This is a genomic window from Stenotrophomonas sp. TWI377 (assembly GCF_039674525.1).
In the GTDB taxonomy this organism is placed as follows: domain Bacteria; phylum Pseudomonadota; class Gammaproteobacteria; order Xanthomonadales; family Xanthomonadaceae; genus Stenotrophomonas.
The window spans coordinates 84,014-103,275 of the sequence record NZ_JBDJNT010000006.1; the positions used below are offsets into that span (position 1 = coordinate 84,014).

Annotated in this window: 15 protein-coding genes; 2 read left to right on the plus strand and 13 right to left on the minus strand. The window is 67.0% G+C overall.

The features are described from left to right. Positions 1–12: 12 nt before the first annotated feature. Genes ABE546_RS07660 through ABE546_RS07670 form a run of 3 tightly spaced genes read right to left on the minus strand, consistent with a single transcriptional unit; the run spans position 13 to position 4,916 of the window. Positions 13–2,013 (minus strand): serine hydrolase domain-containing protein, encoded by a 2,001-nt coding sequence (locus tag ABE546_RS07660; RefSeq protein WP_346463100.1) that lies wholly within the window; start codon positions 2,011–2,013, stop codon positions 13–15. Further along, positions 2,010–3,008, minus strand: a complete 999-nt coding sequence (locus tag ABE546_RS07665; RefSeq protein ID WP_346463102.1) for a dipeptide epimerase — start codon at positions 3,006–3,008, stop codon at positions 2,010–2,012. Before ABE546_RS07665 ends, ABE546_RS07660 begins: the two co-directional genes overlap by 4 nt. Positions 3,009–3,041: 33 nt before the next feature. Next, complete coding sequence (locus ABE546_RS07670; protein ID WP_313218093.1) at positions 3,042–4,916, minus strand: serine hydrolase domain-containing protein; 1,875 nt, start codon at positions 4,914–4,916, stop codon at positions 3,042–3,044. Positions 4,917–5,305: 389 nt separating this feature from the next. On the opposite strand from ABE546_RS07670, the gene ABE546_RS07675 reads away from it, so the two are divergent. Continuing rightward, a complete protein-coding gene (locus ABE546_RS07675; protein ID WP_070427228.1) occupies positions 5,306–5,941 on the plus strand; it encodes a cupin domain-containing protein in 636 nt (211 codons plus the stop codon). A gap of 12 nt (positions 5,942–5,953) precedes the next feature. Here ABE546_RS07675 and ABE546_RS07680 read toward each other — a convergent pair whose 3' ends face one another. From ABE546_RS07680 to ABE546_RS07690, 3 genes are all read right to left on the minus strand, one after another. Further along, complete coding sequence (locus ABE546_RS07680) at positions 5,954–9,073, minus strand: discoidin domain-containing protein (RefSeq protein ID WP_346463103.1); 3,120 nt, start codon at positions 9,071–9,073, stop codon at positions 5,954–5,956. A gap of 135 nt (positions 9,074–9,208) precedes the next feature. Then, positions 9,209–10,516 (minus strand): HipA domain-containing protein, encoded by a 1,308-nt coding sequence (locus tag ABE546_RS07685; RefSeq protein ID WP_346463106.1) that lies wholly within the window; start codon positions 10,514–10,516, stop codon positions 9,209–9,211. Next, positions 10,513–10,863 carry a helix-turn-helix transcriptional regulator gene (locus tag ABE546_RS07690; protein ID WP_346463108.1) on the minus strand — a complete coding sequence of 117 codons (351 nt, stop codon included), beginning with the start codon at positions 10,861–10,863 and terminating at the stop codon, positions 10,513–10,515. Before ABE546_RS07690 ends, ABE546_RS07685 begins: the two co-directional genes overlap by 4 nt. Positions 10,864–11,197: 334 nt before the next feature. Here ABE546_RS07690 and ABE546_RS07695 point away from each other — a divergent pair, with 334 nt between their 5' ends. Next, the gene (locus tag ABE546_RS07695; RefSeq protein WP_346463110.1) at positions 11,198–12,364 is read left to right on the plus strand and encodes a nucleotide sugar dehydrogenase; all 1,167 of its coding nucleotides are present in this window, start codon (positions 11,198–11,200) and stop codon (positions 12,362–12,364) included. 114 nt (positions 12,365–12,478) lie between these two features. Here ABE546_RS07695 and ABE546_RS07700 read toward each other — a convergent pair whose 3' ends face one another. From ABE546_RS07700 to ABE546_RS07730, 7 genes are read right to left on the minus strand one after another with little or no spacing between them, the layout of a single operon-like run. After that, entirely contained in the window at positions 12,479–13,366 is an 888-nt protein-coding gene (locus ABE546_RS07700; protein WP_346463195.1) for a DMT family transporter, read from the minus strand. Between the two features lie 32 nt (positions 13,367–13,398). After that, positions 13,399–14,448 (minus strand): UDP-N-acetylmuramate dehydrogenase, encoded by a 1,050-nt coding sequence (murB, locus tag ABE546_RS07705; protein WP_346463112.1) that lies wholly within the window; start codon positions 14,446–14,448, stop codon positions 13,399–13,401. After that, positions 14,445–15,500 (minus strand): quinone-dependent dihydroorotate dehydrogenase, encoded by a 1,056-nt coding sequence (locus ABE546_RS07710; protein ID WP_346463114.1) that lies wholly within the window; start codon positions 15,498–15,500, stop codon positions 14,445–14,447. The genes murB and ABE546_RS07710 overlap by 4 nt, the downstream gene beginning before the upstream one ends. Before the next feature lie 9 nt (positions 15,501–15,509). Continuing rightward, positions 15,510–16,280 (minus strand): class I SAM-dependent methyltransferase, encoded by a 771-nt coding sequence (locus ABE546_RS07715; protein ID WP_346463116.1) that lies wholly within the window; start codon positions 16,278–16,280, stop codon positions 15,510–15,512. A gap of 7 nt (positions 16,281–16,287) precedes the next feature. Continuing rightward, complete coding sequence (locus tag ABE546_RS07720; RefSeq protein WP_121036624.1) at positions 16,288–16,572, minus strand: DUF4190 domain-containing protein; 285 nt, start codon at positions 16,570–16,572, stop codon at positions 16,288–16,290. A gap of 50 nt (positions 16,573–16,622) precedes the next feature. Next, on the minus strand, positions 16,623–17,408 hold the full coding sequence (locus tag ABE546_RS07725; protein WP_346463118.1) for an SDR family oxidoreductase: 786 nt from the start codon (positions 17,406–17,408) through the stop codon (positions 16,623–16,625). Next, entirely contained in the window at positions 17,408–18,940 is a 1,533-nt protein-coding gene (locus ABE546_RS07730; RefSeq protein ID WP_346463120.1) for an aldehyde dehydrogenase family protein, read from the minus strand. The genes ABE546_RS07725 and ABE546_RS07730 overlap by 1 nt, the downstream gene beginning before the upstream one ends. Positions 18,941–19,262: the final 322 nt, after the last annotated feature.

Below are 19,262 nucleotides of genomic sequence, written 5' to 3' on the forward strand. Positions count from 1 at the left end.
GGCGTCCGTAGGTCAGAGCTGCAGACCGGTGCTGATCAGGCGCTGGGTAATGGCGACGAACGCCACCACCAGGCCTGCCAGTGCGACGACCCAGGCACCGTAGCGGCGCACGCGCGGCCAGCTGGCCGGCGCGCGGACGGCCACCCAGACCAGTGCGAGGGCGGCGATAACGCTGAGCCAGGACAACGCCTGCACCAGGATCAACGGCCCGTTGGTGTACGAGGAGATCGCGCCCGGACCAGCGATCGATTTCACGTACAGCGCCCAGGCGACGACGGTGCCCAGCTGCGTGGTGATCGACAACGTCTGCAGCCAGCGCAGGCCGCGGCGTTCTGCCGGCGCGCCGACACGGTAGTAGCGGCGCACGAACACGCCCCCGATGCGCAGTACGGCCGACAGCGTCAGCAACCCCAGCGCGACGAACAGCGCCGGGCGCAGCCACGCCGGCGAACGCCAGCCCGGCATCGGTTCAAAGCCGAACACCGAGGCGAACGGGCCACCGGAGAAGTACACCGGCCGGCCGTCCTTGACCTTCACTTCCAACAGGCCGCGGCCGTTCTCCTGCTGCCACAACCACGGCGACACCTCGCGCCAGCGCAGCAGCTGGCCGTTGAGGCCCTTCTGGCCATCGACGGTGATCGTGCCGTCCTCCTGCGGGTGCACACGGATCGGTGCAAACAGCGTCAGCATGCGCAGATACGAACTGTCCGAACGGCGCGTGCTCTGCCAGCTCGTCCCGGCCAGCGCAGCGGCGTGCTCGCGCGCCATCGCAGCATCGACGCCCGGGCCGGCGCGTTCGATCGGCAGGGTCGGCAGGAAATTCTCGACGAAGCGCTCCCACACCTGGGCGCGCAGGGCAGAACCGGCCGCATCACGCCCCACGCTGTTGGTGGAAACGAAGACGCCGATGTTGCGTTCCGGGATCATCCACAGCCACGAGTAGAAGAACAGCATCGTGCCGCCGTGCGAGCGCGTGTCGTAGCCCCCGGTGTCCGAGGCCATCCAGCCCAGGGCCATGCGCGGCAGATGCGGCAGGATCGCCGGCTGCGGGGTCAGCATCTGTGCGTTGGTCTCGGCGCGCATGATGCGCTGGCCGTCGAGCTCACCATGATTGAGCGTGGCCATCATGAAACGTGCCATCGCCGAGCCGGAGGCATACAGACCGCCCACGCCCGGCGCGGTGTTCTTCTCGGCCGGATAGCTTTTGCCCGAGCCCAGCAGATAGCCCTTGGCGGCGTGCGGCAGCAGCTCGGCCGGCAGCTTCTGTTCGAAGCTGGCGTACTGCATGTCCAGCGGCTGCAGGATGTGCTGCCTGGCGTAGTCCTCGAAGCGCTGGCCGCTGACCCGCTCGACGATGTACGAGGCGATGCCGGTGGCGTAGTTGGAATACGCCGGCGTGGTGCCCGGTGCGGAGATCTGGTTGGGCACCCATTCCTTGAGGTAGTTGTCGCGGTTGGCCGGATGGTCCGGGCCGAGCACGATCAGGTAGCGCATGCGCTCTTCCAGACCGCTGGTGTGGGTCATGATCTGGCGCAGTGTGATCGGCTCACCCTTGGCCGGGACCTTGATGTCCAAGTAGGTGTTGATGTCGGTGTCCAGGTCCAGCTTGCCCTGTTCCACCAGCTGCATCACCGCGGTCCAGACGAACAGCTTGGAGATCGAGCCCGGGCGGAACAGGGTGGTCTTGGGATCCACCGGCGTGCGCTTTTCAACATCGGAGAAACCAAAGCCGCGCTCGGTGACGACCTTGCCGTTCTCGACCACGGTGACCACGGCGCCGGCGAGATCGCCCTGCGCCATCAGATAGGGCACCAGGCCATCCAGGAACGTATCGACACGGGCCGCATCCAGCGTGCCGGTGGCGGCCGGTGCGGGCGTGAGGGTGTCCGGCGTCTCGGCAGCCACCGGTGCGGCGGGTGTCGCGACGGGCGTGGGTGCCTGCGCATGCAGCGGCGAGAACGCGGCGGTGGAGGCCAGCAGCAGGCCGCAGATCAGGGGGCGCCAGAGACTCATGCCTGCACTCCCTTGCCCCACACGGCATCTTGGCAATGCACCAGGCCCTCGTCGTAACGCAGGCCCGGCACGCGATCGTCGCGCAGGAACAGCGGGCCATCCAGATCCACCACGTCGCAATGCTGGCCCACGATGAAGGCCGGGCCCATCGCCCAGCTGCTGCCGATCATGTTGCCGACCATCACCTGCATGCCCAGCGAGCGCGCCTTGCCGACCATCGCCAGGCTTTCGGTGAGGCCGCCGGCCTTGTCGAGCTTGATGTTGATGACGTCGAACAGGCCTGCCAGCGCTTCGATCTCTGAAGCGTCCTGCACGCTTTCGTCGGCGGCGAACGGCAGCGGCCGCGCAAAGCCCTTGAGCTCGGCTTCGCGACCGCGCGGCAGGGGCTGTTCCAGCAGCTTGATGTCGTTCTCCAGCAGCACCGGAATCAGCGCATCGAGCACATCCACGCTGTAGCCCTGGTTGGCGTCCACGCCCATCCACACCTCCGGGCGCACCTTGCGCACCGCGCGCACGCGCTCGATGTCGATATCCAGGTCACCGCTGAGCTTGAGCTTGAGTGCCTTGGCCGGCGCATAGCGTCCGGTGGCGATCGACTGCATCGTCGCCGGGTCATCGGCGCCCAGCGTCCAGGTGGTCAGCAGCGGCCGGGTCTGTGAGAGTCCGGCCAGCGCCCAGGCATGCTTGCCGGTGCGGCTTGCTTCCAGATCCCATAGCGCGCAGTCCAGCGCGTTGCGCGCACCGCCGCGGGGCAGCAGCTGCTGCAGTTCGGCGCGGGTGATGCCGGCTTCGATCCGCGCACGCAGCAGTTCCAGCGTGGCCAGCATCTGCTCGGGCGTGTCGTTGAAGTAGTACACGCCGCTGGCTTCGCCACGGCCGCGATGGCCGTCCTCTTCCAGTTCCACGCGCAGCACCGGCGCGTTTTCGAACACGTAACCGCTGATCCGGAACGGGGCCAGCAACGCAAGCGAGTCGATCTGCAGGGTCAGTTTCACAGGATGTCTCCAGCCCCACGGCGGGGCCATGGGTCAGTAGTTGAGAGCGAAGTCGGCCAGGCCCATCAGGACCAGGGCGTAAGCGAGCACGCAGGCCGACAGCAGCAGCAGCGCGGCCCACAGGCGCGCCAGCCAGCCGCGTCCAGCGCGGACCGTCTGCACCAGGTTCCAGGCCGTTGCGCCGATTCCGCCGATGATCGCGATCACCGTGGCGATGCCCAGCCCGATCACCGCCGGATCCAGACGATCATCCAGGCGCGCGAAATCGGCAGACGCCCAGGCCATCACGGCCATCGCGGCGGCAGGCACCAGCAGCAGGAGCCAGCAGGCGGCGCGGCTCAGGCGATAGGCCAGCAGCGTGCTGCGCGGCCAGCCCAGCACGCGGCCATGGCGGCGGCGGACGAACGCGGCGATCGGCCACGCCAGCGCGGCCAGTGCCAACACCGCCACCGCAGCGGTCAGCAACGGCTTGAGCCACAGCGCCGAGCGGTAGCCTTCCGCGACCAGGAACACGTTGAACGGGGAGGAGGAATCCACCGCGAAGCCGACCGGCTTGCCGTCCTTGAGGATGGCGGCCAGGCGCAGTTCGCTGTTGCTCGCCTGCCACAGCCACGGTCCGATCGGCTTGAAGGTGGTCGGCTGCCCGGTGGGCTGCTTCAGGCGCGGCAAGCGCAGGCTGCCATCGTCGAGGGCTTCCAGGCGCGTCTGGGTGAGGATGCCGGTGCGGCCGATGCCGGTCTCGGCGCGACGCGAATCGAGATAGCTCGGTGCGGCCAGCTGGCGGGCCTGCGCCTTGGCCAGCGCCGCGTCGACGGCCGCTGCCGGGGCCGCGGTGCCCGCCGGGAAGTAGCGGTCAGCGAAGTTTTCCAGCAGTTCACGCCGGATCGGGCCGGTGATGCCATTGGCGCCGGCGCTGTTGAGCGAGACGAACAGGCCGACATCGTGATCGCGGAACAGGAACAGCTGTGAGTGGAACGAGTAGGTGTCACCGGCGTGTGACACCACGCGCTGGCCGTTGACATCGATCTCGTAGAAGCCGAGCGCCATGGTGTTCAGTGGCGGCGCGAAGCGGGTCTGCGGGGTCAGCATCAGCTGGCTGGTCGCGGCCTTCAGGATGGCGGTGTCGTGACCGCCGGCCGCACTGAGGTGCGCGATCATGAAGCGCGCCATGTCGCTGCCGGTGGCCGAGAGGGCGCCGGCCGGCGCGGACGGGGTCACTTCGAACTCACGCGGCTTGCCCGAGCCGAGGGCATAGCCCTTGGTGACCAGGGCGCGCAGCGCCGGCGGCAACGGCTGGCGGAAGCTGGCGTGCTGCATCTGCAGCGGCACGAAGATGTGCTGCTCGACATACTCGGCGAAGGGCTGGCCCGACACGCGCTCGACGATGTAGCCGGCCAGGCTGGTGCCGTAGTTCGAGTACGCGGGCACGGTACCGGGCGCGAAGATCTGCGCCGGCACGCGGCGCTTGAGGTACGGCCCCAGTTCAATGCCACCGGCTTCGGCCACGGCCTCGCTGGTCCACATGTACTTGATGTTGGCCTCGAAGCCGCCGGTATGCGTCATCAGCTGGCGCAGCGTGATCGGCAGGCCGCGTTCGGGCACCTTGAAATCCAGGTACTGGTTGATGTCCGCGTCCAGATCCAGCTTGCCCGCTTCCACCAGCTGCATCACCGCGGTCCAGGTCATCAGCTTGGAGACCGAGGCCATCCGGAACAGCGTGCGGTCCGGATCCACCGGCGTCTGCTTCTCCACATCGGAGACGCCGTAGCCGCGGCGGACCAGGATCTTGCCGTCCTTGACCACGGTGACCACCGCACCGGCGATATCGCCGCGTGCGATGGCATACGGCATGAAGCCATCCAGCCAGGTGGTCGCATCGTCAGCGGTCAGCCGGGCAACGGAATCCACGCCGGCAGGCGGTGTGGCCGCCTGGGGTGGGGAGGATGGCCGCTGTGCGTCGGCCTGGAAAGACAGCAACAGCCCACAGCACAAGCCGACAAGCCCTGACAACGCACGCATGTGACGATCCCCTTCAAACCATCTCAATCAGACAACAATATTCCTGATCAGAGAAATGTCAAATGCGCGTGATCGTGATTGGATCCCGCGAACCGGGCTGAATGTGACGTTTGGACGCCCAGCGCAGGCCGTTTTTTGGCCATTGAGAACGTTTTCAGGGCGTAGAGAAGCGCTTAACGCGGCGAACGCGACAAGAAAGCATCCTGATCAGGATGGCATTCATCTCTACGTAGTATCGTATCGGCAACTTCACCAGCAATAGCCCAAAGGTCCTGTCGATGAGCCCCAAAAGCCCGACGCTCGGAACCCTGCTGCGCGGTCTGCGCACCCGCCAGGGATGGACGCTCAAGGAAATGAGCGAGCACACCGAAATTCCGCTGTCCACGCTGTCCAAGATCGAGCATGACCGCTTGACCTTGACCTACGACAAGCTGCAGCACCTGTCCCAGCGCTTGAACCTGCGCATGTCCGAGCTGTTCTCCGAGCCGGAGACCGACAGCGCGCCCAAACCGGTCACCGCGCGGCGCAGCCTCGGCTCGCTCGACAAAGCGCTGCGGGTGCAGACCGACAACTACGACTACTACTATCTGTGCACCGAACTGCGGCGCAAGCGGATGATCCCGATCCTCACCAAGGTGCGGGCCAAGACCACCGCCGAGTTCGGTGAGCTGGTCCGCCACCCGGGCGAGGAGTACGTGCATGTGATCGAAGGCCGCATCCAGGTCCACACCGAGTTCTACGATCCGGTGGTGCTGGAGACCGGGCAGGGCATCTACATCGACAGCCAGATGGGCCACGCCTACATCGTCGATACCGGCTGCGAGGAAGCGGTGCTGCTGGCCGTCTGTGCCAGCGCGGACGAGGATCTGATGGAATCGCTGATCACCCTGCATGAGCAGGAGGGCGGGGTCTGACCTTCCCCAGTCTCACCACGTCGCCTCCAGCCGGCGGAACGGCTGCGTGAGCAGTACACCGCGTGCGTCGTAGTCAGTGAGCCTGCGCCCATCCACCCGCACGGACGTCGGGCGTGTCCGGCTCGGCCACCACACGCGCACCGCGGTGTCCTTGCGCAGTCCCTTGCCCAGCGTGACCTGCAGCGCTCCGTCGCGCTGCCGGGCCTGCAGCGCCAAGGTGCCATAGGCGGTCGGCAGGCGATCCACGGCCAGCCCATCGCCGGCCAGCCATGACGGCGGGGTGCCCGGCAGCAGAGACAGTGCGTCATCGTCTTCGCGCATCAGCATCCCGAACAGCGTGCGCCCGTATTCGGCACCGATCCAGGTATGCGGCATGTCGCCGAGGTAGCGCGGGAAGCGCAGCCGCGAGTGCACCACCTCGGCCAGCACCTGCCATTCCAGCGGGCGGCGGTCGTGCAGCAGGCCCTGCAGCAGTTCGTCGGCCGCCTCGGGCTGGTCCAGGTGCACGTAGCTCAGCACGTTGCGGATTTCATACGGCGTGTAGGCGTACAACGCGCCCGGCTCGCCGCGCTTGCGCACATCCTGCAGATACCGCGCGAACGTGGTGCGCAGTGCCTCGGCCGGCAGCACATCCTGTGCGCCGGTCGGGTCGAGCGCGATCGACACACCGGTCGGGTCGCCATCCCCAAGGTCGGCCGAAGAGGGAATGAAGTCGATGCCCTTCCACGCCATCGTGGCGCGGATCGAGGCAGCCAGCGCATCGTGCAGGGCGGTGTACTGATCGCGCGCCCACGCCGCGGTTTCGTGATCGCCCAGCGACTCGGCCAACCACGCGCCGTCATGCCAGCCCTTCAGGCCCCAGTAGTCGTCCCAGTAGCTGTGCGTGGGCGACGGGTAGCCCTCGTGGCTGATCGATGGCGCCAGGATGCCGGCGAAGCGTTCGGGCGCGGGCTGGCTGGCCATGTAGCCCGGCACCAGCGTGCGCTCGCGCAGTGCCTGCAGGAAGCGCATCGCTGCTTTCACCTTGGGCAGGTAGGCGCGCACCGATTCCGGGCCGCCATCCAGCCGCGCGACGTCGGCGACCAGACTGATGTACTGGCCTTGGCTGTCGTATTCGATATCCGAGCCGAAGCCGGTGTTGACGCTGCCGTCGTCGTTGAGGATCGGCGAGACCAGGCCGTTGGCGTGCACGCCGTGCTCGCTGTACCAGGCGAGGTAGTCGCGCGCGACCTTGGATTCGCCCATGCGCAGCAGCACCGCCGAGGTGGCCATGGCGTCGCGGATGAAGGAGCGGTTGTAGTTGCGCGGGCCGGGCTGCATCGCCGGGCCGGTCTGGTTGATCAGCATGTAAGCGGCCTGCGCGCGCAGCATGTCCACCAATGAGGGATCAGGCAGGCGCAGGCCGACCTGGCCCAGGCGCGCCTGCCAGTCGTCCGACGCACGTTTGGCCAGCGCGTCGTACGCGGCATCGGGTGCACGGGGTATGCCGGAGAGACCCAGCGCGGGCGCATCCGGCAGGGAGCCGTCTTTGGCTGCTGCCGCGGTGCCGAGCGGGAAGGCGACCACCACCGAGTGGCTGGCACCGGGCGCAAGCTGCACGCGGTAGGCCAGCGCCGCGGAGGCCAGGCCATCGGCATCGCGTGCCTGCATGGCGGCGGGCAAGGTGCCGCTGGCGATCGCCGCGGTGATCTCGCTGCTGCCGTCCGGGCCGAATGGTGCCGCGCCGGCCGCATCCACCGGCGTCAGCGACTGCAGCAGGGCGCGACCATTGATGCGTACGCGTTGCCCCTCGATGTCGACTTCGCGGATCGGTGAGAGGCCACCGTTCTGCCACGGCGGATTCATCTGCATCGGCCGCACCGCCAAGGTCAGGGTGCCGTCGACGGGCGCACTGCCGGTGTTGCGCAGGCGGTGACGCATGAAGGTGACCGGCTGGCCATCGAGCTCGACGGCGAATGCCTCGCTCTGCAGTTCAAGCCCGGGTTGTGGCGACCACGTCGCCGAGGGCATCGGCTTCCAGTCGTCGCGCAGTGCGTGCTGCACCGGTTGGTCGGCGGCGCCTGCGGCAACACCGTCGGCATTGCGCCAGATCGGCTGCACCAGCGGCGCGCCCTTGAAGGCCTCGATGTTGCCGTACTCGTCAAAAATCGATTTCTGCCGGCCGGCATGGATGCCGACTGCGGTCCAGTAGGTCTGCTGCAGGTGCAGCGAGGCCGGGAACAACGCGCGCTGCGCGCCACTGGCGGCAATCTGGTAACGCTTCATGGGCGTCATCACCGCCTTCGGCCCCAGCAGGCGCAGGCGGTCGACCTGTGGCGCGTCGCCCTCCACCGTCAGCCGCAGCGCCGTGGCGCTCACCGCCGCAGTGCCGGCCAGCCAGCTCTGCTGGCGTGAACCGGCCTGCGGATCGCGCGCAAGCTCCATCCAACTGCCCTGCGCATCACGCGCCTGCAGCCGTGCGGCGCCATGCGCGCCTGTCCACTCCACGGCCAGGCCGGTGGTAGCCACGGCACGCGGCAAGGTGATCTCAAGCGTGTGCGTACCGTCCTTGCCACGTGGAATCGTGACCGCGCTGCCGCCTTGCCACAGCGCCGCGGCCTGGGCTGCGTCCACCCCGGCCACGCGCGCACTGATGGTGCTGTCCAACGGCTCCAGTTCGAAGATCGACACGCCCCAGTCCGACGTGCGCTCCGGGCTCGCCAGACGAAGGTAGCGGGCCTGGCGCGGCGCGAAGTAAAGCGTCTCGATACCGCCGAGCGAATCGCGCATGGTGTAAGCCGGCTGCCACTGCTGGCCGTCCAGCGAGGTCTGCAGGCTGTAGCCCTCGGGATTGGAAACGTCCCAGGTGATCTGCGCGCCGCTGAGCGTGCTCGGCGTGCCCAGGTCCACCTGGAACCAGTGCCCGGGGCTGAAGGCGCCGCCGGTCACCGTCTTCGGGTCGCCATCGATCAGGTGGCTGACCGCCATCGCCGAGACCTGCTGCGAGGAACTGCTGGCCTGCCACTGGCTGCGCGGCGGCAGGGTCTGGGCGGCGACGCCGAAGCTCAGCGCGAGCGCGGAGAAGAGCAGGGTGCCGGCCATGACGCGGCGCGGCCGGTGCACAACAATTGAACGGTCAGCATGCAGCCCCATCAATGCGCTCCTGATCTGAAACGACCCCGACGGCGGGGTGGAGGTCACGCTAGCAGGGGCTGTAACCGTTTACATGACGCGTCGCAATATCGAACGCGGCATCAGGTGAGTGGATTTGCGATCGGCTCGCGCGCGTCAGCGAATGTCCGTGCGCAGGCTGCCGCGGATCTGATCGCGCCAGACCCCGGCGACGCCGGCCTCGTCGGCAAAGTGCGGCCAGCGCAGCACGCTTTGCCGGACCTGCTCAATGATGTCCCGGGCGCGGCGGGCATTGATCGAGGCGGTGGCGGCGCATGCGGCCAGGTCGGCCACGTCGAACCCCTCGCGCTTGCCGTTGATCGACATCTGGTGCCGGGCCGTCCAGTCGCCGTCCGGGTTGTACGCCCAGGTGATGTCGAACGCCGGGGACAGCGACCATTGGCCCTGCCGGTCCATCAGGTAGGCGATGTTCTTGACGTGGTCGTCCTGGTTGCGCGCGATCACGTTGAACACCATCCGCCGGAACTGTTCCTCCAGCTGCGCCATGGGCAGGCGCAACTGACGCATGACCAGCAAGGCCTGCTCGTAGGAGTAGGCAGTGGGATCATTGAAGTCGAAGTGGGCCATCGCCGCCAACGACTGCATATGGCGCTTGCCGCCTGCATCGGTGCGGTCGAAGCGTTGGGTCATGAAGTGGCGGCGGCCGCCTTCCTCGAGCAGCCGGCACTCGCTGATCTGGATGCCCGCATCACGCGCCATCAGCGCGTACGCGTACTCGACCACGCCGTAGCCCTTGGGGTCTGCCAGTTCCTTGTCGCGGTTGTTCTGCACGCCATCGAACTTGAGCAGCCAATAGCTGAAGCCTGGCGCCGCCGCGGCCTGGCCCGATCGGACTTCGCCGGTGCCTTCGTTCCAGGCGATGACGGCCTTGGCCCGTGCGCCACCGGCCGAGGTGCCCACGCGCAGAATGTCGCGCAGCGCATCCGCACGTTCTTCATCGCCGAACGAGGCACGCAGGTTGTCGCGGTTGCTCAGGACCTCGGTGGCCAGCGCGACCAGGGCATCGATCTGGATCTTGTGTGCCGTGCGGACGCGCGGCCCATGCACAGGCGAGAACTCCAGCGCCCCCATGCCGCGCGTGCCGGTGTAGCAGAGCCGCTCCACCGCATTGAAGCTGTCCGGCGTGCGGCCTTGGGTCGCCAGCCACGCGTTGATCAGGGTATTGCCGTACTTGTCCGGCAGGGCGTCGGCGAGCAGGCCGGGCAGGCCATGGAAGCCGGAAGGGTTGAGGGAGGGGAAACCGTATATCCGATCCGCCGCGAGCGGCATGGTCAGTGGGGCGACCTCAATGCTGGAACGTGCGAAGGCCGGGTCGTAGGCAAATTGTGCGATCCGCTCGCCGTCGGCCAGCGTTACCGCGCCGATCCGGCTGCCCCACAGGCGCACCTCGGCCGTGGTGCTCATTGCTCATCGCCCCAGGTCCACGGCTTGGCCGGTGCCGCCGCGGCCGCCCCCGGTCGCGCGCGCTGGCGCGGGTGGCCGCGGCGCTTCAGCAGATCGAGCGGATTGGGGCCGTCGCTGGGCAGCATCACGTCCAGCGCATCCAGCCTGCCGAGGGCGCGCAGGCAACGGATCAGGTTGGCCAGCTGGGCGGGCGTGCCGTCTTCGAGCCGCTGCACGGTGCGCTTGGAGACGCCGGCCGCATCAGCGAGCTGTTCCTGGGTGATGCCCTGCGACAGGCGCATGCGGGCAAGGCGGCGCCCGAGCTCCACCAGGACAGCCTCGTCGGTCATCAGATGTGTGATCGTCATAAAGTGGCCCTCTTGACGCTTTATCATCCACTATTTGGATGTAGCGTCAAGAATGACGCTTTGTGGCGCTTAAATGAGATTAATCGAAAGCGTCACAGATGGCTATTTAACTGGCAAAAATCGCATAAAGCGCCACAAATGACGTTTAAAGATACATGTATTAACTGAGGCCATTGGGACCCCGAAACCCTGCGCTCGCACGATGCCTATCGGGCCAGGCAGCGGCAATCACAGGGATCGGGTCGAAATGCCGCCCACCTGCGCCGGCGTTCAGTGCACGGCGTTTGCTAAAATTCGCAGTTCACTCTGGATGCTGTAAAAAAAAGGACCTTGAATGAAGATTGCCGTCGCCGGTACCGGGTACGTGGGCCTGTCCAACGCGGTGCTGCTCGCACAGCATCACGAGGTGGTGGCGCTGGACATCGATCCGGCCAAAGTGGCGATGATCAATGCCCGCCAGTCGCCCATCGAAGATGTCGAGATCGAAGACTTCCTCGCCAACCGCGCGCTGAATCTCACCGCGACGCTGGATCCGGCGCAGGCCTATGAGGGCGCAGATTTCGTCATCGTCGCCACGCCGACGGATTACGACCCCAAATCGAATTACTTCAACACCGGCTCCGTGGAGGCGGTGATCGGCGATGTGCTGCGGATCCATCCGTCTGCCGTCATCGTCATCAAGTCGACCGTGCCGGTCGGCTGCACGGCCGCGTTGCGGGCCAAGTTCAACACCGACGCCATCCTGTTCTCGCCGGAATTCCTCCGCGAAGGCCGCGCGCTGCATGACAACCTGCACCCGAGCCGGATCATCGTCGGCGAGCGTTCGGAACGCGCCGCGGTATTCGCCGAACTGCTGAAGGAAGGCGCGATCAAGAAGGACGTGCCGGTGCTGTTCACCGACGCGACCGAGGCGGAGGCGATCAAGCTGTTCTCCAACACCTACCTGGCAATGCGGGTGGCCTACTTCAACGAACTGGATACCTACGCCAGTTCGCACGGGCTGGATTCGCGCCAGATGATCGAAGGCGTCAGCCTGGATCCGCGCATCGGCGGCCATTACAACAACCCGTCCTTCGGCTACGGCGGCTACTGCCTGCCCAAGGATACGAAGCAGTTGCTGGCGAACTACAGCAAGGTGCCGCAGAACCTGATCCACGCCATCGTCGAGTCCAACCGCACGCGCAAGGATTTCATCGCCGATGACATCGTGGCCCGCAATCCGAAGGTGGTGGGCATCTACCGGCTGGTGATGAAGGCCGGCTCGGACAATTTCCGCGCCTCGGCGGTGCAGGGCGTGATGAAGCGGGTCAAGGCAAAGGGCATCGAGGTCATCGTCCACGAGCCGGTGCTCACCGAGCCGACGTTCTATCGCTCCCGCGTGGTGAACGATTTCGCCGCGTTCCTGGCCGAGGCGGACATCATCGTCGCCAACCGTCTGACGCCGGAGCTGGAGGGCGTGGCGCACAAGGTCTACACCCGCGATCTGTTCGGCTCGGATTGAGCCTGGAGAGCATCCACGCATGGCGTGGATCTACCCGCAGGCGACCGTTTGTCTCGGTAGGGCCACGCCGTGCGTGGCCGACTGCTCCGGGCCCCGCATCACCCCATGCGGGGGCTATTCTCCCGGCTTGGCGGCCGCGGTGACGGCCTGTGATTTCGCCCGCCGTGCCAATACCGCTTCGCGGTGGGCGATGTAGGCATTCGCGCCGAGGATGATGCCGGCGCCGATCACGGTCCAGCGGTCCAGCGCCTCATTGAACAGCAGCCAGCCCAGCAGGCTCACCAGCGGCAGCTGCATGAAGCTGATCGGGGTCAGTGCGGAGACCTCGCCCAGGCGCAGGGCGCGCGTCCACAGCAGCTGGCCCAGCGTGCCGAGCACACCGGTCGCGACCAGCCAGACCCACGCCAGGCCGGTCGGCCAGACCCACACGAACAGCGCCGGCACCAGCGACAGCGGCACCCAGAACACATAGGTGTAGAACACCACGGTATCGGCGCTGTCCACGCGGGTGAGCTGCTTGATCTGGATCGCCACCAGCGAGCTCAGCACCGCGGCGCCCACGGCGACCAGGGTGCCGGGGGTGAAGTTGGTCGAGCCCGGGCGCACGATGATCAGCACGCCGATGAAGCCGATGATCACCGCCGCCCAGCGGCGCATGCGCACCGTTTCGCCCAGCCACAGCACGGCAGCGATGGTCACGAACAGCGGCGTGGAGTAGGAGAGCGAGATCGCCTGGGAGATCGGCAGGTGCCCGATCGCCCAGAACGCGCACAGCATCGAGGCCAGCCCGATCGCACTGCGCAGGAAGTAGCGCGGCAGCTGCTGCGTCTTCAGCGGTGCGCTGCCGGGACGGATCAGCATCGGCAGCAGCGCCAGCAGGCCGAAGGCATTGCGGAAGAACGCCACTTCCTGGGTCGGCACGTAGCGGGTGGCGTAGCGGATCGCGATCGCCATCAGGCCAAAGGCCAAGGTACTGCCGAGCATCAGCAGGGCGGCCCGCAACGGCGTGGCCACCGGAAACGCGGGGGCGGGGTTCACCACTGTGCGCCGATCAGCCTGGGCTCCGGTTCAATCGGCACGCCGAACTTCTCCAGGACCGAGGCGGAGATCCGCCGCGCCAACGCGAGCAGTTCCTCACCGGTGGCCTGGCCGTAATTGACCAGCACCAGCGCATGGCTCGGGGCCACGCCGGCATCGCCATCGCGGTAGCCCTTCCAGCCGCAGCTTTCGATCATCCAGGCGGCAGAGATCTTGCGGCGGCTGTCGTCGTCGGCCGGGAACACCGGCAGCTCGGGGAAGTGCTGCAGCAATACCTCTACCTGCTCCAAGGGCAGGATCGGGTTCTTGAAGAAGCTGCCCGCATTGCCGAGCACGTCCGGATCGGGCAGCTTGCGGCGGCGGATGTTGATCACCGCGTTGGCCACATCGGCGGCCACCGGCAGTTCCACCCCCATCGCCTCCATTTCCTCGGCGATCCCGGCATAGCCCAGGCGCAGGCCATGCAGCAGCGGCAGCCGCAGTTCGATCGCGGTGATCAGGTAACGGTCCGGGTCGTGCTTGAAGATGCTGTCGCGGTAGGCGAACTGGCAGCCTTCGGCATCGAAGCGCACCCAGTCGTTCTCGTGTCGGTCCCAGGCATCCACAGCCTGGATGAACTCGCCGACCTGCGCGCCGTAGGCGCCGATGTTCTGGATCGGCGAGGCGCCGGCAGTGCCGGGGATCAAGGCCAGGTTTTCCAGACCGGACAAGCCGTTCTGCAGCGACCACATCACCAGGCCATGCCAGTTCACGCCGGCACCGGCGCGCACGATGGTGTGGTCGGCGCGGTGCTCCAGAATCTCGATGCCGCGGTTGGCGAATACCAGCACGGTGCCTTCCACGTTGTCAGCGATCAGCACATTGCTGCCGCTGCCCAGCACCAGCAGCGGCTGCTCTGCGACGCGTGGCAGGGCCAGCACCTCCGGCAGCACGGAAGGATCGAACACCTCCAGCAGCTGCGCAGCGGTGGCGTCGACATGGAACGTGTTGAGCGCCTTCAGCGAGGCGTTTTCAGTGATGGCCCAGGCAGTCATGGCGTCGTTCACAGCGGTGCCACCGCGCCGCGGCTGGGCGCCTCTCTGCGGCGACGGATCGCCTCCACGCAGTCATGCACCAGTTCGGGGCCACGGAAGATCAGGCCGCTGTAGCACTGCACCAGTGCGGCGCCGGCCGCCATCTTGGCCACCGCATCCGCACCGGATTGAATACCGCCCACGCCGATCAACGGCATCGACTCGGGCAGGCGCGCGCGCAGGCGGCGCAGCACCAGGGTCGACTGGCCCAGCAGCGGCGCACCGGACAGGCCGCCGGCCTCGTTCGCACGCGGGTCACCGGCCACCGCGCTGCGGTCGATGGTGGTGTTGGTGGCGATCACGCCGTCCACCTTGAGCTCACCGAGCACGCGCGCGGCGGCGTCGATATCGCGGTCGCTCAGATCCGGAGCGACCTTGACCAGCATCGGTACGCGCTTGCCGTGCTTGGCCGCCAGGCTTTCCTGGCTTTCGCGCAGCTGCGAAATCAGCTGGCGCAGCGCGGTCTCCTCCTGCAGCTCGCGCAGGCCGGCGGTGTTCGGCGAGGAGATGTTGACGGTGATGTAGTCGGCCAGCGGATACACCTTCTGCAGGCAGTGCTGGTAATCGTCGAACGCCTGCTCGTTGGGGGTGTCCTTGTTCTTGCCGATGTTGATGCCGAGCAGGCCGGTGCGGCGCTTGGCGCGTTCGACATTGCGGACCAGTGCATCCACGCCCAGGTTGTTGAAGCCCATGCGATTGATGATGGCCTGGTGGTCCGGCAGCCGGAACAGCCGCGGCTTCGGGTTGCCCGCCTGCGGGCGCGGGGTGATCGTGCCGATCTCCACGAAGCCGAAGCCCAGGGCCAGCAGCGCATCGATGTGCTCGCCGTTCTTGTCCAGGCCGGCGGCCAGGCCCACGGGATTCGGGAAACTCAATCCGAACGCGGTGGTCGGCAGCGGGTCGATGCGGCGGCCCATCAGCGGCGTGGTGCCGGTGCGATAGGCCAGGTCCAGCGCGCTCAGGCCAAGGCCGTGGGCGCGTTCTGCATCAAGGGCGAACAGGAAGGGGCGGGCAAGCGAGTACATGGCGTTCAATCAGTCCAGCGTGCCGACGAAGGCACGGGTTTGGTATTCAAAGGCAATCTGGCCGTCCACCGCATGGGCGTCGAACAGCTGTTGCAGTGCATCGAGCATCGCCGCGTGGCGCGGGTGGCCGGCCTGCGGTGCATAGGAAGAGGACAACAGGCGCCCGCGCAGGCCGTCGTAGTCCATGCGCTGCACGTTCGGCAGGCGGGCCATGCCGCGCAGGCCTTCGCCGAACCACGCGCGCATGGTGTCATCGTCCTGGTAGCGCTCGGCCACCTCGGTGTAGTCGGTGCCGAACTCCAGCAGCAACTGTTCGTAGCCGATCAGGAACGGCGAGGCATCGAGCAGACGCGAGTTCCAGAACACCAGCGCCATGCCTTCGGGCTGCAGGATGCGCGCCCATTCGCGGCGCACCGCGGTGGTGTCAAACCAGTGGAAGGCCTGCGCGGCGGCGACCAGGCCCACGCTGTTGTCGGCCAGGCCGGTGGCCTCGGCGGTGCCGTCGGCGACCTTCAGGCGCAGATAGTCCGGCGCCAGCAGCTGCTCGGCCGCCTCGCGCATGGCCGCGTTCGGCTCCACCGCGATGACCGGGTGGCCAGCGGCCAGGAACAGCCGGGTGGAAATCCCGGTGCCGGCGCCGATATCGGCGACCAGGGTTTGGGTGGGTACACCGATGTCCTGGTGCAGCCAATCCAGCAATGCCGGGGGATAGTCGGGACGGTAGCGGACGTAGTCGGCCACCCGACTGCTGAAGCGTTCGGTCGAATCCGAGCGGCTCATGTGCACCTCACGATTGGGTAGCGGCAAACCAGGCCAGTCCGCCGAAGAACAACAGCACCACCACCAGGGCAAGCAGGCTGCCGATCACGATGATCCAGCCCAGGATCAGGCCGGCCAGCGCCATGCCGTCGCCTTCCAGCTCCAGCGGGCGGCGACGGATCTCGGCGCGGGCCAGGTGGCCGGTGATGATCGCCGCGATGCTGCCGATGAAGGGCAGGGCGGTCCAGCCGAGGATGCCCATGATCAGGCTGACCACGGCCATGGCGCTGGTTTGTCGGGGCGGAAGGCTCATGCAGGTCCTGGTCGCGGTGGGGTGGTTCGATGATAGGGCCAGCGGCGGGTTTATCCCATCAGGACCTGGCCACCATCCACATTCAAAGTGTGCCCGGTGATCCAGCCCGCCAGCGGCGAGCACAGGAACAGCGCGGCGTTGGCGATGGCCGCCGGCTCGCCGAAGCGGCCGAACGGAATCTTCGCCAGTGTATTTCGATACAGCTCGGGGTCCTGTTCGCGGCGGCGTGCCCACAAGCCATCCTCGAACTCGATCGAGCCGGGGGCGATGGCATTGACGCGGATCCGCTGCGGCGCCACGTCCAGCGCCTGCGAGGTGGTGTAGTGCATCAGCGCGGCCTTGGCGGCCGCATACGGCGCGCCACCCGGGCGCGGCTGCTGGGCGGCGATCGAGGCCAGATTGAGAATGCAGGCATCACTGGACTGTTGCAGCCAGGGCAGGGCCAGCCGCGAGGCCCGCACGGCAGACATCAGGTCGACGTTCAAACTGGCTTCCCAGCCCGCCTCATCGTCGGCCATGCCGTAGCCGGTCGCGTTGTTGACCAGCACGTCGATGCCGCCGAGGGCCTGCGCGGCATCGGCCAGCCAGCGGCCGATGTCGTCCAGCTGGGAGAGGTCGGCCGTGGCCGTGTGCACGGCCAAGCCGAGCGCCCCGGCGTCCGCACGCAGCGCGGCCAGGCCGGCCTCACCGCGTGCGCAGACCGAGACGCGGGCGCCTGCCGAAGCAAACGCCAGCGCCATCGCGCGCCCGATGCCCTTGCTGCCACCGGCAATCAGGACCCTGCGCCCGGTGAAATCGAGGCGCGGGCCGGCCGGCAGGTAGGGCGCGGGATCCATCACAGGTCGAACTTGATGCCCTGGGCCAGCGGCAGCGAATCGGAGTAGTTGATGGTGTTGGTCTGGCGGCGCATGTAGACCTTCCAGGCATCCGAGCCGGACTCACGGCCACCGCCGGTGTCCTTCTCGCCGCCGAACGCACCGCCGATCTCCGCACCCGAGGTGCCGATGTTGATGTTGGCGATGCCACAGTCCGAACCCGCGGCCGAGAGGAAACGCTCGGCGGTCTTCAGGTTGGTGGTGAAGATCGAGGACGACAGGCCCTGCGGCACGCCGTTCTGCATGTCGATCGCTTCGTCCAGCGTGCTGTACTTCATCACGTACAGGATCGGGGCGAAGGTCTCGTGCTGGACGACCTCGTCGCTGTTGTTCAGGCCGGTCACGATGGCCGGCAGCACGAAGTTGCCGGCGCGGTCGATGCGGGTGCCACCGGTCTGCACGGTGCCGCCGCTGGCCTTGGCCTTCTCGATCGAGGCCAGGAACTGCTGCACGGCGCCGTCGCTGTTGAGCGGGCCCATCAGGTTGGCCGGGTCGGTCGGATCGCCGATCTTGCCTTCCACCTGCTTGTACGCCTTGATCAGCGTGGCCAGCACGTCGTCATGGATGGATTCGTGCACGATCAGGCGGCGCGTGGTGGTGCAGCGCTGACCGGCGGTACCGACGGCGCCGAACACGATACCCGGGATCGCCAGCTTCAGATCAGCGGTTTCATCCAGGATGATGGCGTTGTTGCCGCCCAGCTCCAGCAGGCAGCGGCCCAGGCGATGCGCGACCCTCTCGGCGACCTGGCGGCCGACCTGGGTCGAGCCGGTGAAGCTGATCAGCGGCACGCGCTTGTCGGCCACCATCTTCTGCGACAGTTCGGTGCCGGCATCGTTGATCAGGAAGAACAGGTCCGGGAAGCCACCGTCGCGCAGCGCCTCATTGCAGATGCGCATCGAAGCGATCGCGGTCAGCGGCGTCTTGTTGGACGGCTTCCACAGGCAGATGTCGCCGCAGATCGTGGCCAGGAACGAGTTCCAGGCCCACACCGCGACCGGGAAGTTGAACGCACTGATGATGCCGACCAGGCCCAGCGGCTGGTACTGCTCATACATGCGGTGGCCCGGGCGCTCGGAATGCATGGTGTAGCCATAGAGCATGCGGCTCTGGCCCACGGCGAAATCGGCGATGTCGATCATCTCCTGCACTTCGCCATCGCCCTCGGGCTTGCTCTTGCCCATTTCCAGCGCGACCAGGGAGCCCAGGGCGTCCTTGTTGGCGCGCAGGGCTTCGCCACACAGGCGCACGGCTTCGCCACGGCGCGGGGCCGGGGTGGTGCGCCAGACCTTGAAGGCCTCCTGGGCGCGGGCGACGATGGTTTCGTAGTCGGCGTCGGTGGTCGCGTAGACCTTGGCGATGGCTTCGCCGGTGGTCGGGTTCACCGGGGTAATCACACCGGCATCGGTGGCCGAGGACCACTCGCCGTTGCCAAGGTAGGTGCCAGCGTTGGTCGCGTCGAGGCCGAGGGCCTTGAGCAGGTCAGAGGACATGCAAACTCCTGTTGCGTTGCGTTTGTAAGGCGCTGGCCGCTGGCAGGGTGGGGGGCGGCAAGCTGAACCCCGAATGGTAACAGAGGGGGGCAGACGCGCTCTTTTGTGCGGTACGGAGAATGTTAATTAAGGGTGGGGATTAGCCGACGAGTTCATCAGGCAGGGCTATTGAGGGTAATCGTCAGAGGTCGAGTGATGCGCCTGACGGTGAGATCGTCAGGCGTGACGTCAGCTCGGCGGTCCACGGCGCGCGACGTCCGTCAACTAATTGACGAAAGCATAGGCATTTGCGGGGAAGTGTGATGTAGTGCACGTTCGCGTT

Coding starts and splice junctions, on each gene's coding strand:
- ABE546_RS07690 (WP_346463108.1), bottom strand. CDS start 10,863: ATGACGATCACACATCTGATGACCGACGAGGCTGTCCTGGTGGAGCTC.
- ABE546_RS07720 (WP_121036624.1), bottom strand. CDS start 16,572: ATGAGCCTTCCGCCCCGACAAACCAGCGCCATGGCCGTGGTCAGCCTG.
- ABE546_RS07675 (WP_070427228.1), top strand. CDS start 5,306: ATGAGCCCCAAAAGCCCGACGCTCGGAACCCTGCTGCGCGGTCTGCGC.
- ABE546_RS07715 (WP_346463116.1), bottom strand. CDS start 16,280: ATGAGCCGCTCGGATTCGACCGAACGCTTCAGCAGTCGGGTGGCCGAC.
- ABE546_RS07730 (WP_346463120.1), bottom strand. CDS start 18,940: ATGTCCTCTGACCTGCTCAAGGCCCTCGGCCTCGACGCGACCAACGCT.
- ABE546_RS07710 (WP_346463114.1), bottom strand. CDS start 15,500: ATGTACTCGCTTGCCCGCCCCTTCCTGTTCGCCCTTGATGCAGAACGC.
- ABE546_RS07695 (WP_346463110.1), top strand. CDS start 11,198: ATGAAGATTGCCGTCGCCGGTACCGGGTACGTGGGCCTGTCCAACGCG.
- ABE546_RS07685 (WP_346463106.1), bottom strand. CDS start 10,516: ATGAGCACCACGGCCGAGGTGCGCCTGTGGGGCAGCCGGATCGGCGCG.
- ABE546_RS07725 (WP_346463118.1), bottom strand. CDS start 17,408: ATGGATCCCGCGCCCTACCTGCCGGCCGGCCCGCGCCTCGATTTCACC.
- ABE546_RS07680 (WP_346463103.1), bottom strand. CDS start 9,073: ATGGGGCTGCATGCTGACCGTTCAATTGTTGTGCACCGGCCGCGCCGC.
- ABE546_RS07660 (WP_346463100.1), bottom strand. CDS start 2,013: ATGAGTCTCTGGCGCCCCCTGATCTGCGGCCTGCTGCTGGCCTCCACC.